This window comes from Streptomyces sp. ITFR-16, from assembly GCF_031844705.1.
Classification (GTDB): domain Bacteria; phylum Actinomycetota; class Actinomycetes; order Streptomycetales; family Streptomycetaceae; genus Streptomyces.
Genome location: NZ_CP134609.1, coordinates 7,848,156 through 7,865,292, shown reverse-complemented (window position 1 = coordinate 7,865,292; position 17,137 = coordinate 7,848,156). Strand labels below are relative to the sequence as shown.

13 protein-coding genes and 3 pseudogenes are annotated in these 17,137 nt (G+C 68.5%); 11 read left to right on the top strand and 5 right to left on the bottom strand.

Annotation, left to right across the window (positions count from 1 at the left end):
- Positions 1-416: 416 nt before the first annotated feature.
- Together RLT58_RS34810 and RLT58_RS34805 are read right to left on the bottom strand one after the other, a co-directional pair.
- Positions 417-1,919 (bottom strand): AMP-binding protein, encoded by a 1,503-nt coding sequence (locus RLT58_RS34810; RefSeq protein ID WP_311314747.1) that lies wholly within the window; start codon positions 1,917-1,919, stop codon positions 417-419.
- Positions 1,920-2,285: 366 nt separating this feature from the next.
- Positions 2,286-2,579 (bottom strand): chitin-binding domain-containing protein, encoded by a 294-nt coding sequence (locus tag RLT58_RS34805; protein ID WP_311314348.1) that lies wholly within the window; start codon positions 2,577-2,579, stop codon positions 2,286-2,288.
- A 282-nt stretch (positions 2,580-2,861) separates the two neighbouring features.
- Here RLT58_RS34805 and RLT58_RS34800 point away from each other — a divergent pair.
- The 3 genes and pseudogenes from RLT58_RS34800 to RLT58_RS34790 all read left to right on the top strand — a co-directional run bounded on the left by RLT58_RS34800 (position 2,862) and on the right by RLT58_RS34790 (position 6,687).
- A pseudogene (locus tag RLT58_RS34800) lies at positions 2,862-4,065 on the top strand (IS3 family transposase).
- A gap of 182 nt (positions 4,066-4,247) precedes the next feature.
- Complete coding sequence (locus RLT58_RS34795; RefSeq protein WP_311314347.1) at positions 4,248-4,772, top strand: hypothetical protein; 525 nt, start codon at positions 4,248-4,250, stop codon at positions 4,770-4,772.
- A gap of 1,104 nt (positions 4,773-5,876) precedes the next feature.
- A protein-coding gene (locus RLT58_RS34790; protein WP_311314346.1) for an IS5 family transposase occupies positions 5,877-6,687 on the top strand; the annotation gives its coding sequence in 2 pieces (ribosomal slippage) (positions 5,877-6,227 and positions 6,229-6,687; 810 coding nt in all).
- Between the two features lie 17 nt (positions 6,688-6,704).
- On the opposite strand, the gene RLT58_RS34785 is transcribed toward RLT58_RS34790, so the two are convergent.
- Positions 6,705-7,199: an NAD-dependent epimerase/dehydratase family protein gene (locus tag RLT58_RS34785; RefSeq protein ID WP_311314345.1), complete on the bottom strand. Its 495-nt coding sequence runs from the start codon at positions 7,197-7,199 to the stop codon at positions 6,705-6,707.
- Between the two features lie 668 nt (positions 7,200-7,867).
- Between RLT58_RS34785 and RLT58_RS34780 the strand changes: the two are divergent.
- Positions 7,868-8,167: pseudogene (locus RLT58_RS34780) on the top strand (chaplin); the annotation flags it as partial.
- Positions 8,168-8,390: 223 nt separating this feature from the next.
- Here RLT58_RS34780 and RLT58_RS34775 read toward each other — a convergent pair.
- Together RLT58_RS34775 and RLT58_RS34770 are read right to left on the bottom strand one after the other, a co-directional pair.
- Positions 8,391-9,257: a tyrosinase family protein gene (locus tag RLT58_RS34775; RefSeq protein ID WP_311314344.1), complete on the bottom strand. Its 867-nt coding sequence runs from the start codon at positions 9,255-9,257 to the stop codon at positions 8,391-8,393.
- Between the two features lie 7 nt (positions 9,258-9,264).
- Positions 9,265-9,750, bottom strand: a complete 486-nt coding sequence (locus RLT58_RS34770) for a tyrosinase family oxidase copper chaperone (RefSeq protein WP_311314343.1) — start codon at positions 9,748-9,750, stop codon at positions 9,265-9,267.
- Positions 9,751-10,891: 1,141 nt separating this feature from the next.
- Between RLT58_RS34770 and RLT58_RS34765 the strand changes: the two genes are divergently transcribed.
- The 7 genes and pseudogenes from RLT58_RS34765 (at position 10,892) to RLT58_RS34735 (ending at position 17,123) form a co-directional block, all read left to right on the top strand.
- A complete protein-coding gene (locus RLT58_RS34765) occupies positions 10,892-11,515 on the top strand; it encodes a DUF2975 domain-containing protein (RefSeq protein WP_311314342.1) in 624 nt (207 codons plus the stop codon).
- Complete coding sequence (locus tag RLT58_RS34760) at positions 11,515-11,790, top strand: helix-turn-helix domain-containing protein (RefSeq protein WP_311314341.1); 276 nt, start codon at positions 11,515-11,517, stop codon at positions 11,788-11,790. Before RLT58_RS34765 ends, RLT58_RS34760 begins: the two co-directional genes overlap by 1 nt.
- Before the next feature lie 1,027 nt (positions 11,791-12,817).
- Positions 12,818-13,531: pseudogene (locus tag RLT58_RS34755) on the top strand (transposase).
- Positions 13,532-13,888: 357 nt separating this feature from the next.
- Positions 13,889-14,827, top strand: coding sequence for a GntR family transcriptional regulator YhfZ (yhfZ, locus tag RLT58_RS34750; RefSeq protein WP_311314340.1), 939 nt, complete (start codon positions 13,889-13,891; stop codon positions 14,825-14,827).
- 109 nt (positions 14,828-14,936) lie between these two features.
- The gene (locus RLT58_RS34745; RefSeq protein WP_311314339.1) at positions 14,937-15,323 is read left to right on the top strand and encodes a PRD domain-containing protein; all 387 of its coding nucleotides are present in this window, start codon (positions 14,937-14,939) and stop codon (positions 15,321-15,323) included.
- 58 nt (positions 15,324-15,381) lie between these two features.
- Complete coding sequence (locus tag RLT58_RS34740; protein ID WP_311314338.1) at positions 15,382-15,738, top strand: DUF2620 domain-containing protein; 357 nt, start codon at positions 15,382-15,384, stop codon at positions 15,736-15,738.
- A 47-nt stretch (positions 15,739-15,785) separates the two neighbouring features.
- Positions 15,786-17,123, top strand: a complete 1,338-nt coding sequence (locus RLT58_RS34735; RefSeq protein ID WP_311314337.1) for a YhfT family protein — start codon at positions 15,786-15,788, stop codon at positions 17,121-17,123.
- Positions 17,124-17,137: the final 14 nt, after the last annotated feature.

The window sequence follows — 17,137 nt, the reverse complement described above, 5'->3', positions numbered from 1 at the left end:
AGGAAAGTCAACTCTCATCAAGGGTCTGCTACGACGCCTGGAAGAAGTGATTGACGTACCCGTGGAATTCACCGACTGGAACTCGTCCGAGTTGACCGGCGATCTTCTTCCCATGTAGAAGCGGGAAGGCCGACTCGGCGCGCACTCCCTGCTATTGGCGGAGGCGGCGGACCTGGCGCACCGGTGCGAGAAGGACATCCTTCCCCTGCCTCGCCGATGTCGGCGGCCTCCTGCGAGTCCAGGCATACAAGGTGGCGTCGCGCCAGCCCCACGAGCATGAACCGCGCAGCGCGGCCGCGAGCGAGGCACCCAGGGCGCCGTCGTACAGCCACCAGTCGCTGATCTCGTGGACCGTCAGACGAGGAAGGGCAGGCGTCTCAGTTCAACGCACGCCTGGTCGCCCGCTCCTGCCGCGGTCACGGGCTGTTGCCTTCCGATGCCAGCCTCTGGAGAAGCTTTTTGTCGGGTTTCCCCGCGTCCGTGAGGGGCAGGGCGTCCACGAAGTCGATGCGGGCCGGTTCGTACATGGGGCCGCGCTGCTCGCGCACCATGGCCCGTAGCTCGCCGGCCTGCACCGCTGTGCCCGGCGCGCGGACCACGGTGGCGTGCACCTGCTCCATGCGGTCGGCGTCCCGTACGCCGTAGACGGCGCTCTGCAGTACTGCCGGGTGGGAGTTGAGGAGGTCTTCCAGTTCGGTGGTGTAGACGTGTCCGCCGACCACCACGATCATGTCCTTGAGCCGGTCGATAACGATGAGGTAGCCCTCCTCGTCGAGGCGGCCGAGGTCGCCGGTGTGCACCCACCCTTCCCGCAGAACCTCGGCCGTCAGCTCGGGCTGCTTCCAGTAGCCGCGCATGACGCCCGGGGAACGGACGCAGATCTCGCCCAGCTTCCCGGGCGGCAGGTCCCGGCCGTCCGCGTCGCGTACGGCGACGTCCACCCCGGGCAGCACGCGGCCTGCCGTCCGCATCCGCTCCGGGCGCGCGAGGTCGTGGTCCTGCGGGAGCAGAACGCTGATCCCGCCGGTCTCGTTCTGGGCGTAGACCTGCACAAGCACCGGTCCCAGACGCCGCACGGCGTCCGCGAGCCGGGCGGGAGAGGACTGGCAGCCGCTGTAGGTCACCGCCGTCAGGCTGCTGAGATCGCGGTGGCGGGCGTCGGGGTGGTCCAGGAGCTGGTAGAGCAGCGGTGGCAGCAGGAACAGGCAGGTGATGCGTTCGCGCTCCACGGCGGCAAGCACCTCGCCCGCGTCGAAGTCGTCCTGCAGCACCACGCTCCCGCCCGCGCGGAGAACGCCGTCGGCCATCATCCCCCCGGCATGGGCAAGGGTCGTGCACACGAGCTGCCGCAGCGACCCGACCTCACCCTGCCGCAGGGGCGTCATCACCTGGCTGATCCGTCCGGCCTGGTCGAAGGCGGAGACGATGCCCTTGGGCCGCCCCGTCGTGCCCCCGGTGTGCCGGATGACGCAGATGTCGTCAGGGCGGCACCGGGCGGCGAACGGCTCCTCGCTCTGCTCGGCCGCCAGCTCCACCAGGTCCTGCCCAGGCCCGTGGCCGGGATCTCCCAGCAGGAGCACATGCTTCACCGGGACGGTCGCGGTGATCTGTTCGGCGCGGCCGGTGAGCCGCGGGTCGACGATCAGCACCTGGGTCTCGACGTCGGCCACGATCGCGGCCTGTATGCCGGCCGAGATCTTGCTGTAGAGGTGGTTGACCTTGCACCCCGCGAGGTTCGCCGCGTACCGGGCCGCGAGCGTCTCCGGCAGATTCCCGCTCAGCAGGGTCACGGTCGCACCCCGCTCGACGCCCAGGGCGGCCAGGGCGTGGGCCATGCGGTGTACCAACGCTCGGAACTGCCCGGCCGACAGCCGCCGCTGCCCGTACGTGACAAGCTCACGGTCCGGATCGGACCTCATCGTCTCCAGGATGTCCTCGACGAAGGTGCGCGGCCGGGCCGGACCCGGGCCGGCCCCCTCCGCCGTGCACGCCGACAGGCCGGCTTGCGGCAGCCGCTCACCAGCCGGAGGAGCAGCGGCGGACGCCCGGGAGAGCACAGCGGCGGGGCGGGCCTCGGGCGGCACGGCCTCGACAGACACGGGAACTCCGTTCAGCAGCAGACGCGGTCACCCCGCCCAACGACACCGGCGGTGAAACGACACCGGCGGTGAAGCGTCACCCCAGGTACCCTCACCCCCTGTCCCTGCCCTCTGCCCGTACCTCTTTGCGCACCGGCCCGGCCCTGCGGCCGGGAGCCGAAGCCATGGCGCGGGAGAGGGTCGGGCTCAGTTGTTCTTGCGCTGGACGTTCCACTCCCAGTCGCACACCTGGTCGGCCACCGAGAACAGCGTGCCCTCCGGGCACACAAAACGATGCGGAACCCCGTTGGAGCAGATGTAATAGGCCGCCGGCTCCTCCGGGTCGGCAAGGAGCTCGGCAACCTGATCATCTACCTCCGTGACGGGGCAGCTGGGCGCCGCCGACCCGGTGAGAGCACGGGGCGGAGCATCCGCGGCAAGAGCGCCCGAGGGCGTCAACACGGCCGCGAGAACAAGACCAAGGGCGAAAGCGTGCTTCATGACGAAATCAACCTCCCCGAACAGGCTCCGGTCACGCAGGACCACCCGCCAGGGGACACAGACGCTCTCAAGCCAGCCGGCCTGAGGACTTCAAGTCGTGGAGTCCGATGTACCTGTCGTGTTGCAGGAACCGGCAGCCCCTCACTTGGCCCGGCAGCCCACCCACCACCTCACCCTCGATCGCACTCTCTTCAGCCCGGCCCCGCCGGGATGCCCGGGCCTTGACCCCTGATCCTGGACACACGAGACACTGGATCCTGAGGATCTGAGAACGGACATCTCGTGGTCATGAAGAACTACCCGCCGGAGTTCAAGGCGGACGCGGTCGCGCTGTACGAGTCGCGGCCGGAAGCGACGATCAGGTCGGTCGCGGCCGATCTGGGGATCAACCCGGAGACCCTGCGGAACTGGGTGAGGGCAGCCGGGGTGAGCCGTCCCCGAGGACGACGGACGCAAGAACCGGCCCAGCCGCCGGTACCGCTGGAGGCGGAGAACGCCGCCTTGCGAAAGAAGGTCCGCGAGCTGGAGGAGGAACGGGAGATCCTGCGGAAGGCGGCGAAGTATTTCGCCGGGGAGACGCGCTGGTGAACCGCTTCCAGTGTGTCGCCGACCTCCAGCGCCGTCACGGCGTGAAGCGGCTCTGCAGGATCCTCGGCGTCAGCCGCTCGAGCTTCTACTACTGGCAACGGACAGCCGCTGACCGGGCCGCCCGGCAGGTGGCCGACGCCCGCCTGGCAGCCCGGATACGGGCGGTGCACCAGGAATCGGACGGCACCTACGGAGCCCCGAGGATCACCGCCGAGCTCCGCGAGGAGAACGGTGTCGCGGTCAACCACAAGCGCGTCGCCAGGATCATGCGGGCGTCCGGGATCCAGGGATCCGGTTGCGGCGCCGGCACCGCACCACCGTCTCTGACCCGGCCGCGGCCAAGGCCCCGGACCTGATCGGCCGCGACTTCACCGCGGACAAGCCGAACACGAAGTACGTCGGTGACATCACCTACCTGCCCGTCGCCGGCGGGAAGTTCTGCTACCTGGCGACCGTCATCGACCTCGCATCGCGCCGTCTCGTCGGCTGGGCGATCGCCGACCACATGCGCGCGGATCTCGTCACCGACGCCCTGGCCGCGGCGATCCGCACCCGCGGCAGCCTTGCCGGATCGATCATGCACACCGACCACGGAGCCCAGTACACGAGCAGGAGTTTCGCCGAAGCCTGCAGGTCAGCAGGGGTGCGGCGAAGTATGAGCGCGGTCGGGTCCAGCGCGGACAACGCACTCGCCGAGTCCTTCAACGCGACCTTCAAACGCGAGACCCTGCAAGGACGAAAGAGCTGGCCGACCGAGCGCGAGGCCCGACTCGACGCCTTCCGATGGCTCCACCGCTACAACACCCGACGCCGACACTCCCGCCTCGGACAACGACCACCGATCACCTTCGAAAACGCCCTCCGCCACACACCAACTACGCTGGCACAAGCCGCATAACCCGTGTCCAGAATTCGGGGTCAAGGCCCCCCCTCAGCGCTGCTTGCTTCAGCCGTAAGCCCTGCACCAACTTGCGGCCAGAGCACTCAGCGATGACACCTTCGGGTGAAGATCACGATCGGGTCATGCGGACGAGTGAATCCTCGCCACTCCCCATGACCGCCTTGCTGTACGAAATACCCATGCAAACCCGATACTTCAGTACCGCCGTTCTCGCCGGCCTGCTCTCCGTTGCCCCCTTTACCGCCCCGGCCCAGGCTGCGGGCCCCGCAGCTAAGACCGCTGCCTGCTCCGCAAGTTCCTGGGACTACGACGGGGACAAGCGGCTTGAAGTCGCCTCACGTGGCTGCCTGATCGCCGAGGACGCGGCCGGCACGACCGAGATCGCTCCCAGCCAGGCGATCGACTCCTGCAAGATCCGGACCGGCCCCAGCAGCCAGGACTGGTACACCAGAGACTGCAACATCGCGGGAACCTACAAGCTCACCTCCCCCAGCGGCCAGCTCTACCGGGGCACCTACACCCACGACTTGACCGGCACGGCAGTCATCGGCGAATCGTTCCCCTGCGAACCGGGGCAGTGGCGGCTCCAGAACTACCTCACCGTCCAGTTCACCAATACCCTCCTGGGATCTACCAAGACAGACGGATACGCAAAGGCCCGGCACACCTACAACCTCAACGTCGTACCCGCTTCCTGCAACTAGGCACGAAGAGCGGGCCAGCCAGCGCGGGATCGCCGGTCGCCCATACCTGCGATCCCGCGCCCACGAACGCAACAACGGCTGCCAAGACTTTCGCAAAGCACGGTACAGCCGCCGGGCCCGCCGGTGCCCCCGGCGTCTCGCGTCCGGCCGGTGGCGCTCGGTGCTCGTAAGGCGTCGGCCTCACTGTGGACCGACGTCATCGCGCCGACGTCGAGGGACGGCATCAGGAAAAAGCGGAGGCCGCCGCGTGCGAGCCGGATCTCCGGAAAGTCCCCACCGCAATTCCGGGCAGGGCACGTTCGTCAGGTCGTAGACCGTCTCCGACGGGGTGCAGCAGCCGCCGGACGCAACGAAGTCGCCGCCCTTGAGGCGGACTGGTCGGAGCCCAGGACCACGGTCCGGGCGCCCTCCGTACCGCTGGAGCTGTCGTTAACCTCGAATTTTCGTGACGGTCCACCGACGGGGTCGGTGGACCGTCACGAAAAATTCGAGGCTAGGCCTACTGCGGCGGTCGTATGGGCAGTTCAGCCACGCGGATGAAGTCCATTTGGACAGGGTCTACAGACAGGACTACGAACTTCTCCTGGTTCTGACGGGGCCCCCGGATGGCTTGTATCCTGTTGGCTCCTTGTACATCCGGAGCGATGGCCGACGGGCAGCGACCGTCGTCGACCCAGAGCACAGGTCACGCGGTCTGGGGAACGCGATCGTCCGGGCAACATTGGCCAGATACGCCTATCAGGTCAGCGAGGTCCGGCCAGACAATACCGCTCAGCGTCAGATCCTGGAGAGCAACGGGTTCTGCCCCGTGATCGATCCGGCTGTGGTGAGAAGGCTGCTTGGCAGTCTCTGGGGGCAGGTCGTGTCACCACCGAGCGAACTTGATGGGAGCTACACGCGGTTCAGCCAAGCCGCCGCTACAGTGCGCAGGTACATCATGTACGAGAGGCGCTGACCGACTGCTGCTCCACCCAGGGCTTCTTCCGCAGCCCATACGGGCTGGAGACGATCCCCATGGAGTCGACGGAACCACGCGTCCCAGCATCAGGCGTCCGGTCCCAGTATGAAGTCATCTCATTTGGGTGACTCGGTTTTCTGTGAGTCATGGTGGGGATCGTTGAGTGTTTGGTGCCGGACGAGTTGTGGGAGTTGTTCCAGCGGGTGGTGCCGGAGGTGCCGTCGTGGGCGCAGGGTGGTGGTCGGCGTCGGCGCGGTGACCGGGAGGTGCTGGCCGCGATCGTGTTCGTGGTCACGTCGGGTTGTACCTGGCAGCAGCTGCCTTCGGCGTCGTTCGGCCCGTCGGGAGCGACTGCCCACCGGCGGTTCTCGGAGTGGTCGAAGGCCAGGGTGTGGGCCAGGCTCCGCCGTCTGGTCCTCGACGAACTCGGTGCCCGCGGTGAGCTGGACTGGTTGCGGTGCGCGATCGACTTGGTGAACATGAGGGCTGTGAAAAGGGGGGGACCTGACAGGTCCGAATCCTGTCGACCGGGGCAAGTACGGCTCGAAGATCCACCTGATCACGGAACGGTCGGGTCTGCCCATATCCGTCGGCATCTCCGGGGCCAACCTCCACGACAGCCAGGCCCTGATCCCCCTCATGAAGGGCATCCCGCCGGTCCGCTCGCGCCGCGGCCGGCGACGGCGCAAGCCCGGCAAACTCCACGCCGACAAGGGATACGATTACGCCCGCCTGCGGCGATGGTTACGCGAACGGGGCATCACCCACCGCATCGCCCGCAAGGGAGTCGAGCCCTCGCAACGGCTGGGCCGCAACCGCTGGACCGTGGAACGCACCATGGCCTGGCTCGCCGGCTGCCGCCGTCTCCACCGACGCTACGAACGCAAAGCCGACCACTTCCTCGCCTTCAGCAGCATCGCCTGCACCCTCATCTGCTACCGCAGACTCACCAAATGAGATGACTTCTAAGCACTTCAGTCAGGGCCTCGGCGAGTGCGTCGACGATGCCCTCGGTATGGGCGGCGGCAGGTCGTGAGTGGAGCGCAGGAGAAGCCCACATCGTGGGCTTCGGTCCAGTCGATCGAGTAGCGGACGTCGTTCGCCGGGCGGTCGGGAATGTACGTGACCGCGTCCCATGTCGCGCCACACAGGCTGCGCAGGTGCTCGGTCAGCTCCTTGCTCGACAGGTCGGCGCCACCACCGAGGTTGTGGACCTCCCCGAGCGTGTCATGCCGCAGCACCGATTCGACCCCAGCGACGATGTCCTCGACGTGCAGCCGGTTGCGCACATGCCGGCCGCAGCCGTGGAGGGTGACAGGCAGTCCGCGCAGGAGCCGGGTGACGAAGAGAGGAATGATCTTCTCGGGGTACTGGTAGGGCCCGTAGTTGCTGCTGCGCGTCACGCACAGGGAAAGCCCAAGGGTCTGGTACACGCCCGAGGCCACCAGGCCGCCAGCCTCCTTGGACACGGTATAGGACGGAGGGGCGCAACGGCGACGGTTCGGTCGCAGCCCCGTGGGCGAGGGGCCTGTAGCCCCCGGGTTCACACACCACACGTTTCGGCGGAGCTGTGAGCGGTCCGCCCCCCTTCGTGGCAAGGCCTCGGCGCGGTGGCTGACGTCGGCCGCGTCCGCGAAGTGCACCTACACCGCTGACCGGACCGCGACGAAGCTGCCCTGGAAGCTCACCGCGAACAGTAAGGAGAAGGCCGCTCATCGAGCTCGTCGGAGACTGCCCGGACACCGTCGTCAAGTACGAGAGTGCCCCGTAGGTACGAGCGCGGCTTCCTCGGGGAACCGCGCCGGGCCGACGTTGGGCGGCCGTCAGCGAGGTGGTGACGGTCGCGGGTTCTTGTCCGGTCAGCAGCCCTTCGCACCGGCGGGAGCCGGCCGAACTCACCGTCCTGCGCGGCTGGCGGCGCGGGAGGAGGAGGACCGTCGTCGTGGCGACGGTGGCAGGCGGCCTATGTACCCGCGCCAGCCGATCGGGCGAGCGACGAGAGCTCCACGGTCAGATAGTTACTCACCTTTTCACTGGATATCCCCCGTATGAGGCGTTACCGGCCGTGTTCGCGCCCGTTGAACAGACTGGCGGCTGCGACCACGCGGCCGCATCTGCCAAGCAGAAGGAGAACGTGATGTCTCGCATCGCGAAGGCAGCCGCTGTCGCACTCGGCACGGGTGCTGTGGTGCTCAGCGGCGCCGGACTGGCCATGGCTGACTCCGGCGCTCAGGGGGCGGCCATTGCGTCGCCTGGCGTCCTGTCGGGCAACCTGCTCCAGGTCCCGATTCACGTCCCGGTCAACGTCTGTGGCAACACCGTGAACGTCGTGGGCCTGCTGAACCCGGCCTTCGGCAACCAGTGCGCCAACGGCGGCCACGACAGTGACGACGGTGGCTACGGCGACGACGACGGTGGCTACGGTCACGGCGACGGTGGCTACGGCGACGACGACGGTGGCTACGGTCACGGCGACGGTGGCTACGGCGACGACGACGGTGGCTACGGTCACGGCGACGGTGGCTACGGCGACGACGGTTACGGCGGCTGACCTTTTCAGGACCGCCCAGCGGACCTGCCGGCGGATCCTCGCCCCCGGGCTTGTCGCTGACGCGGGCCCCGGCACCTCGGTGCCGGGGCCCGCGCGCGTTCCCGGGCGATCACTCGTAGCGGTAGGGCATAGGGCCGAGCATGTCCCGCACCGGGGTGTTCCAGGGCGGCATCCTCTGCCCGGCGGCGATCACCCGGCCACGCCCCGGGCGGCCGAGCGCGGGCTGCTCGGCCGGGAGGTAGGCCGCTGCCTTGGGATGGCTCCTGCTCCACCGGGTCCAGCACAGGTCCACGAAGGCATGGTGCAGCCAGAAGACGGGGTCGTTGACCGAACCACCGCCCAGCATCTGGCCGCCCACCCACCGGTGCACGCGATTGTGGTTGGACCAGGTCGGATCGCCGCGGCGCACGGGCCAGCCCTCCAGTTTGTTCCGCAGACCCGCCGAGGCCAGGGAGTTCCAGGGCTCGGCGTCGTAGACGGGCTCGTCCAGGGCATCGGCGAGCTCGGCCTTGCTGGGCAGGTCGATCGGAGCCCTGGGCCGGCCGAGCTCCCGCATGAGGTAGTCGCCGTCCGTGACCGTCTCCTTGACGATCCACGTGCCGTTGCGGCGCGCGAACGGCCCCGTCGTCACCTTCCGGTCGGAGCCCTGACCGTCGCCGCCCAGGAAGTCCTCCCCCCACAGGGACGCGGCCGGCGTACGGTCCACCGTCCAGTCCCAGTACGGAACCGACACCGCCGGATCCACCTGCTGGAGGGCCTGCTCGAACTCGAGCAGAAACTTACGGTGCCAGGGAAAGAACGACGGAGCCATGTGCGCCACCCGCAGACCGCTGTCGCCGTCGCCCTGGTAGAACTCGATGTGCGTGCGCACGAACTCGTCGTAGCGGCCCTTGCGCTTGAGCGTCAGCACGGCATCCACGAACCGCCGCTTCTGCGCCTTGGTCAGGGACCGCTGGTTGGATCGCGTGTAGACCACGGCGCCGTCACCCCCGCGCTTTCCGGCCGGTGCCCGGCCCGCCCTCGTGGACGCGCAGCTGCCGCCCCCTCAGCTCCGCCGCCGCCCCCCGTGCCGCGTCGAGAGGCGTGGGATAGGCCGTGTAGTGGTCCACCATGCTCAGGTACGTCCCGTCCGCACGGCGCATCAGATGCAAGGCGCGGCCGTCGATGCTCACTTGCCACGACCTGGCGCCGTCGGCGACGGCCGCCACCGCACTCCCCGTGATGTGCCGCCCCTGGAACATCTCCTCGAACGTCTCGGGCATCGCCCCCGGAGACGGGTCCCCGGGTTCCTCGGACCGGTGTTGTCCCATCGCGAACACACTCACACCCGCCGCGGCGGTGCCCAGAAGGACCAGACCCGCACTGCGGCGACTCCACACGGCAGATCGCGGGGAGGACGCCTGGGGGACGGGTGCCGGCGGACCGGGCAACAGCGCGTCCTCACGGGCCAGGGAAGTGGGTGTCTTCACGAACTCCTCCTCGTATCGTCGTGCTGATGGTGCGGGCGCTTCACCTCGGGCGGCCCGAGCCGGCCGGGGTGCGCGGCCCAGCGGCCGGGCGGAGACGTCCGAGTCCACCGTGGACGGGCCGAGATGGTCGACTTCATCGGTGGCCGGCTTCTGGGCAGTGAGACCTCGGCCTGTGTAGCGGGCGAGCCGTTGCTGACGAGCAGTCGGGGCGCCGCGTGCTGGGACAGGACCTGGTCCCGCACGAACTGCGGCCCCTCCGGCAGACCGGGCCGCGGACTGGACCCCGCGGTGCTCAACCGCAGGGCACCCGTGTCCAGCATGCTGTCCGGGCCGCCCAACAGCACGCCCACGGGCACCTGCGCAAGTCATGATGCTCATGTGTCGGACACCCTTCTGTTCGGGAGGAAGAACCGCCTCAGCGGTAGCGATCCATTCAGCGACCACAGTGGAGAGATTCCTCTGCGGGACAACCCCCGTCACATCATCCGACGGCCCCCGGGCCGTGGGCACGACCAACGCCGGAACGGCGCCCAATCGCCCGCCGCCTCACCCACGAATGGATACATACGCCGCGACACGGACAGAATAAGGTAATGGCATCAGCGAGGTCCCACTATCGGGGGCGGGCTGGACCGACTTCCGGCCCCGCCCGCTCGGCCGTGACCGACGAGTCCGGCGCGACCAGGTAGGGCCGCACCGTCCTGGAGCGGCCCGCCGCAGACGGCCGTCCTGCACCCCGAGCCGAAGGACGGCCGTCTGGGCCGCATCGCAACCGACTCCAACTTGATCGTCAAGCACCCATAGCCTCGGGCCCCTCCTCTTCACGCTGCGGCGCAGCTCACCCGGGAGCAGGTCCTGGACTGGCACAACCGCGCCACCGCCCACCGCCGGCATGGGCTGCCGACTCACCTCCGCTCGAACGAGGAGCAACGAAGAGCACGGCACCTGGACTGCGACCGGCGCCCCGTGCCCTTCCTGCCGCCCCACGTCCTCAGCTCCCGCAGGGCTTGACGGGGAGGATATGCAATCCCGGGCCCTGCCTGGGTGTTGCAGCGGGCCGCAGGGCAAGGGGTTGCGTCCGATGGGGCGATCATCTTATCGTTCCTCGATACTATCGAGGAACGATAAGGTGATGGTGGTCATGACTGAACAGCGCAAGATGCTCGAACCTCTTCTCGGTGTGGTGTCGGTGGCCTTGCGGGTGGTGATAGGCGTGGCCGTACTGGGCTTCGTACTGAGCCTGTTCGTCGATGACATCCACTTCGGCGGGCTGGGCCGCAGCGTGTGTGTCACCTCCGACGGTATGTCCGCCGACGGGGCTGGGATGGACACGGTCTTCGGCCCGAAGGCGGGCGTCGATGTCTCCTCGGTTCCGCGGTACTGCACCACGGACCCCTCTGCCGGCCAGAAGCTTCTTCAGGCGGCGGGCACCCTACCGCCGGTCATCCTGGCCCTCGGCGGCCTGTGGCTGCTCAATCGGCTGCTCCAGGGAGCCGCCCGCGAGGGCGTCTACACCGCTCGAACAGCCTCGCGCCTGCGCGTCCTCGGCTGGTGGACCCTGGTCGGCGGCCTGGTCGCGGCCGCAGCCCAGGCCGCGTCCCAGGCGGCGTTGCTGGCGACGCTCGCGGCTGCGGACGGGGCTTCCCCGGGCAACGTGTGGGACGTCCCCCTCCTGTCGCCCCTCGTCGGCCTCGGGCTGCTGACCTTCGCGCGGATCGTGCGCGCGGGCACCGCGATGCGCGAGGACATCGAGGCGACGATCTGATGGACGGCGGCGCAACTTCGGAAAGCCACGCGATCGAGGTGCACCTCGATCGCGTCCTGGCCGAACGTGGCATGACTCTTACGGGCTTGGCGAACCAGGTCGGCGTGACCGTCGTCAATCTTTCGATCCTCAAAAATGGTCGCGCCAAAGCCATCCGATTCTCCACCCTGACCCGAATCTGTGAAGCGCTGGACTGCCAGCCGGGCGACCTGATCTCTTATCGGAAACCCGGAACTGATCCCGCATCACAAACGACCGACGAACCGGATAGGTAGAGCCGCCCGCACAAAATATGGCCGAACTCGGCCGCTCGGCTGGGCTACTCCGAAGGGAGATGCGCGAAAATATATCGCCCCCTCAGTCAGCTTCCGCATTACGTTGATATTGCCCGGCCGGACCAGCGGGCAACGGGGAAGGAGCTGAGGAATGATGCGCCGAGGCGCACGCATTCGCACACCCGCACACCTCTCTTCGCTCGGCTTTCCCTTCCCTCCGCGAGCCGCTCCGCAGGAGTCCGCGCCGATCGCTCCGGCTCGTCCGTTCTCTTGGTGATCGGCTCCGGAAGTCCTTCGGCGGTTGGCCCCTGGGGCTGGAGAGTGCGTTCGCGGTCCGGACGTCCAAAACGCTGCGGATGGAGCCCGACCGCGGCGAGACAGACCAGACCCAAGCCGCTGAGCGGTGGCGGTCTGCCGAGGCATCGTGTTCGCCGACCTTGTTGGCGATCTCCACGTACAGTGCGGCCAAAGGGTGTTCGGATCCGTGTTCACACATGGGTCCTGGATGCCCTCAGGAGGACGAGGGCTGGGCGCCGTTCTATGCCCGGCTCCCTGCGCAGCCGGGGTGGCGGCTGGCGTGCGGGACGTGCTGCAACAACGGTCCGGGAAGGTTTCGCACAGGTCGGCGTACTGGGTATGCCCGTAACTGACTTCGGCAGCAGCGTCCTGGCTTGCCGTGGCCCTTTTCCGTAAGCACCCACATTTTGTGCCCCGACCCGATTCGCGTCACCACCCGGACCGGGCCCGTCCTTCTTCAACGCGTTTCAGGATGTCTCTGGTGATCCGGTCGTGCCAGTCTGTGGGGCGCAGCATCCGCCGCCAGAGCTGACCGACAGCAGCCCGCTGGAAGATGCCCAGAGCTCTCAGCACTTCCTTGCGTCGCACTCCGGTCGACTTCCAGGCCCGCGTCGGCCTCGCAGGGCTGTCTAAAGGGTGTTGCAGAAGGCTGTGTTCTGGGCATTTTGCCTGTACGGGTGGGGTGTTGAGGGCTGAGCCGTTGTGGGTGGAGACGTTCACGGGCTTGCGGATGGACCGGTTCGCGAAGCTGGTGAAGGCGGTGCGCGAGCGGGGCGGGAACGGGCCCGGCGGCGGCCGGCCGTGGTGTTTGCCGCTGCCGGACCGGGTGCTGCTGGTGGCCGTGTACTACCGCACGAACCTCACGATGCGGCAGCCGGCGCCGTTGTTCGGCATCTCGCCGGCGACGGTGTGCCGGGTCATCCAGCGGCTTGGTCCGCTGCCGGCGCTTGAGCGGGCTTCGCGGCCGGTGGCGGACACCGAGCGGCTGTGGATCGTGGACGGCACCCTCATTCCGGTCCGTGACCGCAAGGTTGGTGCCTCGTACCGCAATTACCGGTTCTCGGCGAACGTGCAGGTCATCATCGACGCGGACACCCGTTTGGTCGTCGCGGCGGCCCGGCCGGCGCCAGGTAACAAGGCCGACGCTCACGTCTGGCGGGAGTCGGGCCTGCCCGCTCTGGCGGCGGGCACGACGGTCATTGCGGACGGCGCCTACCCCGGCACCGGCCTGATCGTCCCGCACCGCAGGAGAGCCGGCCGCCCCCTCCTGCGCGGGCAGGAGGAGGACAACGCCGAGCACCGAAGGGTGCGAGCCCGTGTCGAGCACACCTTCGCCCGGATGAAGAACTAAAAGATCCCGCGAGACTGCCGCCAGAAAGGAGACGGCCTTCACCACGCGGTCCAAGCCGTCGCCACCATGCACAACCTCGCCATGACACGGTGAAACAGCAGGCCAGCCGCCACTTCAGCCTGCCGAAGCCGAACCTTCTGCAACACCCTTTAGCGCGTCGGCGAACCCCTGCCGCGGTCGGCCGAGCCGATGCGTCCTGCCGGGAAGCGGACAAGCGGCCGCCCTCCGGCTACCGCTCCGCCGAGCCCACAGCCCGGGGTGCACCATCCCGCAGCAGCGCGCGCAGCTGGAGAAGCCCCGGACCGCCGGGCCAGCGCCGTCCGGGGCCGGCCCCGGACGGATTCCGGCTGGTCCCTCCCCGTCGCCCCCTTGGCCCATGCCATGCGCCCTCCGGTTGCGGTTCGGCAAGGAGCCTTGCCAATATCCAGAATCCTGTTTACTGTTCCTTTTGTGAACGCCTTCGATGACCGCTTCCTCACGCGCAACGGGCTGGCAGCCCGCCAGCTCGCGGTCCTGCTGCTCAACCATGAGCCGGACACGCGGCTGCCCCGGGTGCGGGACTACGCGGAGGAACTGGGCTGCGGAAACGGCACGGTTCAGGCGGCCCTGCAGTTGCTGGAGGAGTCCGGCGCCATCAGGACGACCGCCCGAGGGCACCTCGGCACCTTTCTCGCCCGCTCGGACCGCTCCATACTCTGGCGGCTCTCCGGGCTCGGGACACTGCTGGCCGCGATGCCCCTGCCGTACTCCCGCCGGTACGAGGGCCTCGCCACCGGACTGCGCGGCGCCTTCGAGAAAGCGGGCGCGCCCTTTGCGATCACGTTCATGCGAGGCGCCGGGGCCCGTACCGCCGCCCTGCTCGAAGGCAAGGTCGACCTCGTCGTCCTGTCCCGCTTCGCCGCCGACGAGCTGATCGCCGAGCACCCGGTGGAGCTGGTGGCAGACCTGGGGCCGGCCACCTACGTCGGCGCGCACGGCATGCTCCTGCGCCACGGCGTGGATCTGGACACCCCGGGCCTGCGGGTCGCGGTCGACCACGCGTCGGAGGATCTGCGCATGCTGGTCGACCTGGTCTTCGCCGGGCGCCCGGACATCCAGCTGCTGGAGGCCTCGTACATGCAGCTGCGCGACCTCTTCGCCCGCGAAGAGGTCGACGCCACCGTCTGGAACCTGGACGAGGTGCAGGACCGGCTCGGGTTCGGCGTCGACGTGCTTCCGCTGGGGGACGAGGTCACCCGCGAGCTGTCGCTGCGCAACTCGAGCGCGGCCGTCATCGGCCGGACCCAAGGGGCCAAGGCCCTGGCCGCCGTCCGGGACTCCCTGGATCTCTCACTGATCACCTCGCTCCAGCGCGAGGTGATCGAGGGCACGCGCCTGCCCTCGTACTGAGCCCCGGCCGGCGGGCCGGTCGTGGCAGGTCGAAGGTCCTGCCACGACGGGACCTTCGACCTCATCAAAATACAAAATCCTGGTTACTGTCGATTTAAGGAGGACCGCCATGGACGACCAGCTGGCCCTGCGGATTCAGCTCTTCCGCGAAGGAGGGCAGATCAAGCCCGAGGTGGCCGACTTCGTCACGGCCGAGCTGGCCGCCCTGGAGGCGGAGGGCAACACCGTGACCGAGGCGACCGCGGGCATGCTCACCAGCCACCTGATGATGGCGCTCACCCGGCTCCTGAACGGCGAGGCCATCGAGCAGTTCCTCACCGACGACCAGGTCGCCGCCGAACTGGCCGGACACCCCGAGGCCGTCAGCCGCGCCCGTACCGTCGCCGAGCGCGCACAGCGCGAGCTCGGAGCCGCCCTCCCGGAGTCCGAGGTGAACTTCCTGAGCATGCACCTCGCGGTACTGGCGCAGCAGACACCCGCCGCCCCATCCTCCTGAACCACCCCGTCCCCCGGACCGGTTCGGCCGGTCCGAACCACCAGGAAAGAAGCAGGACATGACGAAGATCCTCGCCGGCGGCGTCGGCAAAACCGAGGTCACCCACACCATCAAGCAGCTCGGCATCGAGGGCCTGGAGGTCACCGCCTCCAGCGACATGGACGCCGCGATGAAGCTGCGCGTCGCCCAGGCCGACTACTACCTGGGCACCTGCCACACGGGCGCCGGTGCCTCGCTCGGCGTCCTCGTCGGCCTGATGGGCAGCGCCGTCTGCCACACCTTCGGCCGCAGTGTCCCCACCGAGGAGCAGATCACCGCCCTGCTGGACGAGGGCAAGAAGGTCTTCGGCTTCTCGATGGACCAGATCGACACCATCGCCCCCCTCATGGCGCGCGCCATCGCCGCCCGCGGCTGACCCCAGCCACCCCGCTCTGATCGCCCCGGGCACGAAGGAGTGACCCCGTGAGTACGACACTCGCAGCCGGTACGAGCCTCGACTTCTCGCTGGCCCAGCAACTGACCGTCATCGCCCTCTGTGCGCTGACCGCGTACATCGCGCACATGGCGCTGGCCGTCTTCAACGACGGCGTACGCCCGTTCCTCCTGGACTTCATCCAGGGGCGCACCACGCGCAGCGCGACGACGGCGGTCTCGTTCGGCCTCTCGGCCGGGTTCATCTTCGGGCTCGGCGCCCCGATGGCCCTGTCCACCGGTGTGCTGAACCCTTGGCTCCTCTTCCTGCCCACCGACATCCTCGGCATGCTGTCGCCGAAGAAGTGGCTCGCGCCGATCCTCGGCGGCGCCTGGGGCGCGGTCGTCGTCTTCGGGCTCGACGGGGCCAACAACGTGGCCCATGACCTGCCGGTCGACTTCATCACCGCCATGCAGCAGATGTCGACCCCGATCCTCTTCCTCTTCACGCTGTTCCCGGTGCTGGCCATCACCAAGCAGTTCGGCCGCAAGTGGGGCGGCGTCGCGGGGCTGCTGGAGTTCGCGCTGGTCGTCATGACCATGAAGCTGTGGCCCAACATGTTCGCCGGCGCGCTGGCGATGGCCGTCGGTGTGCTGATGCTCATCGGTCTCGCCGTCGCCAAGGACCTCGCCCAGCGCAAGGCGGACAGGGCCGCGGGCGTGAGCGAACCCGTCGTCGAGGGCGACGACCCGATGGCCTCGCTCTTCAGCGCCAGTGCGGCCCGGCTGCGCAGGTACCTGCCCCTGTTCATGGTGCTGGGCGCCGGGGTCTGTGTGCTCGCCCAGATGCACATATTCGGCGGTGGCGAGGCGACCAGCTTCCTGATCGCGAAGGGGCAGTACTCCGAGGCGGCGCAGGTCGACTTCTACCGCGTCTTCGGTTTCATCCCGCTGATCGCGACCACCGCGCTGGCCTCCGGCGCGTACGGCATCGCGGGCTTCACCCTCGTGTACCCCATCGGCTACCTGATGCCGAACCCGTTCCTCGCCGCGATCGTCGGCGCCCTGGTCTTCGCGGCCGAGGTGCTGGCCCTGTCCTACATCGGCAAGCTCCTCGGGCGGCTGCCCAGCGTCCGCGACTCCTCCGAGCATCTGCGCAGCGCGATCAGCGAGACGCTCCAGCTGGCGATCCTCTTCGGCTCGCTGATGGCGGCCAACGCCATGGGCGGCGGCCTGGGCATCCTCGTCGTCGGCGGGCTCTACCTGCTGAACGAGGCGATGGGCCGGCCCGTCGTCCGGATGGCCGCGGCACCGGCCGCGGTGATCGTCGGCGGCATCCTCCTCAACCTCCTGTACTGGATGGACCTGTTCACACCGATCAAGGGATAGCCCCACTCCCCCGG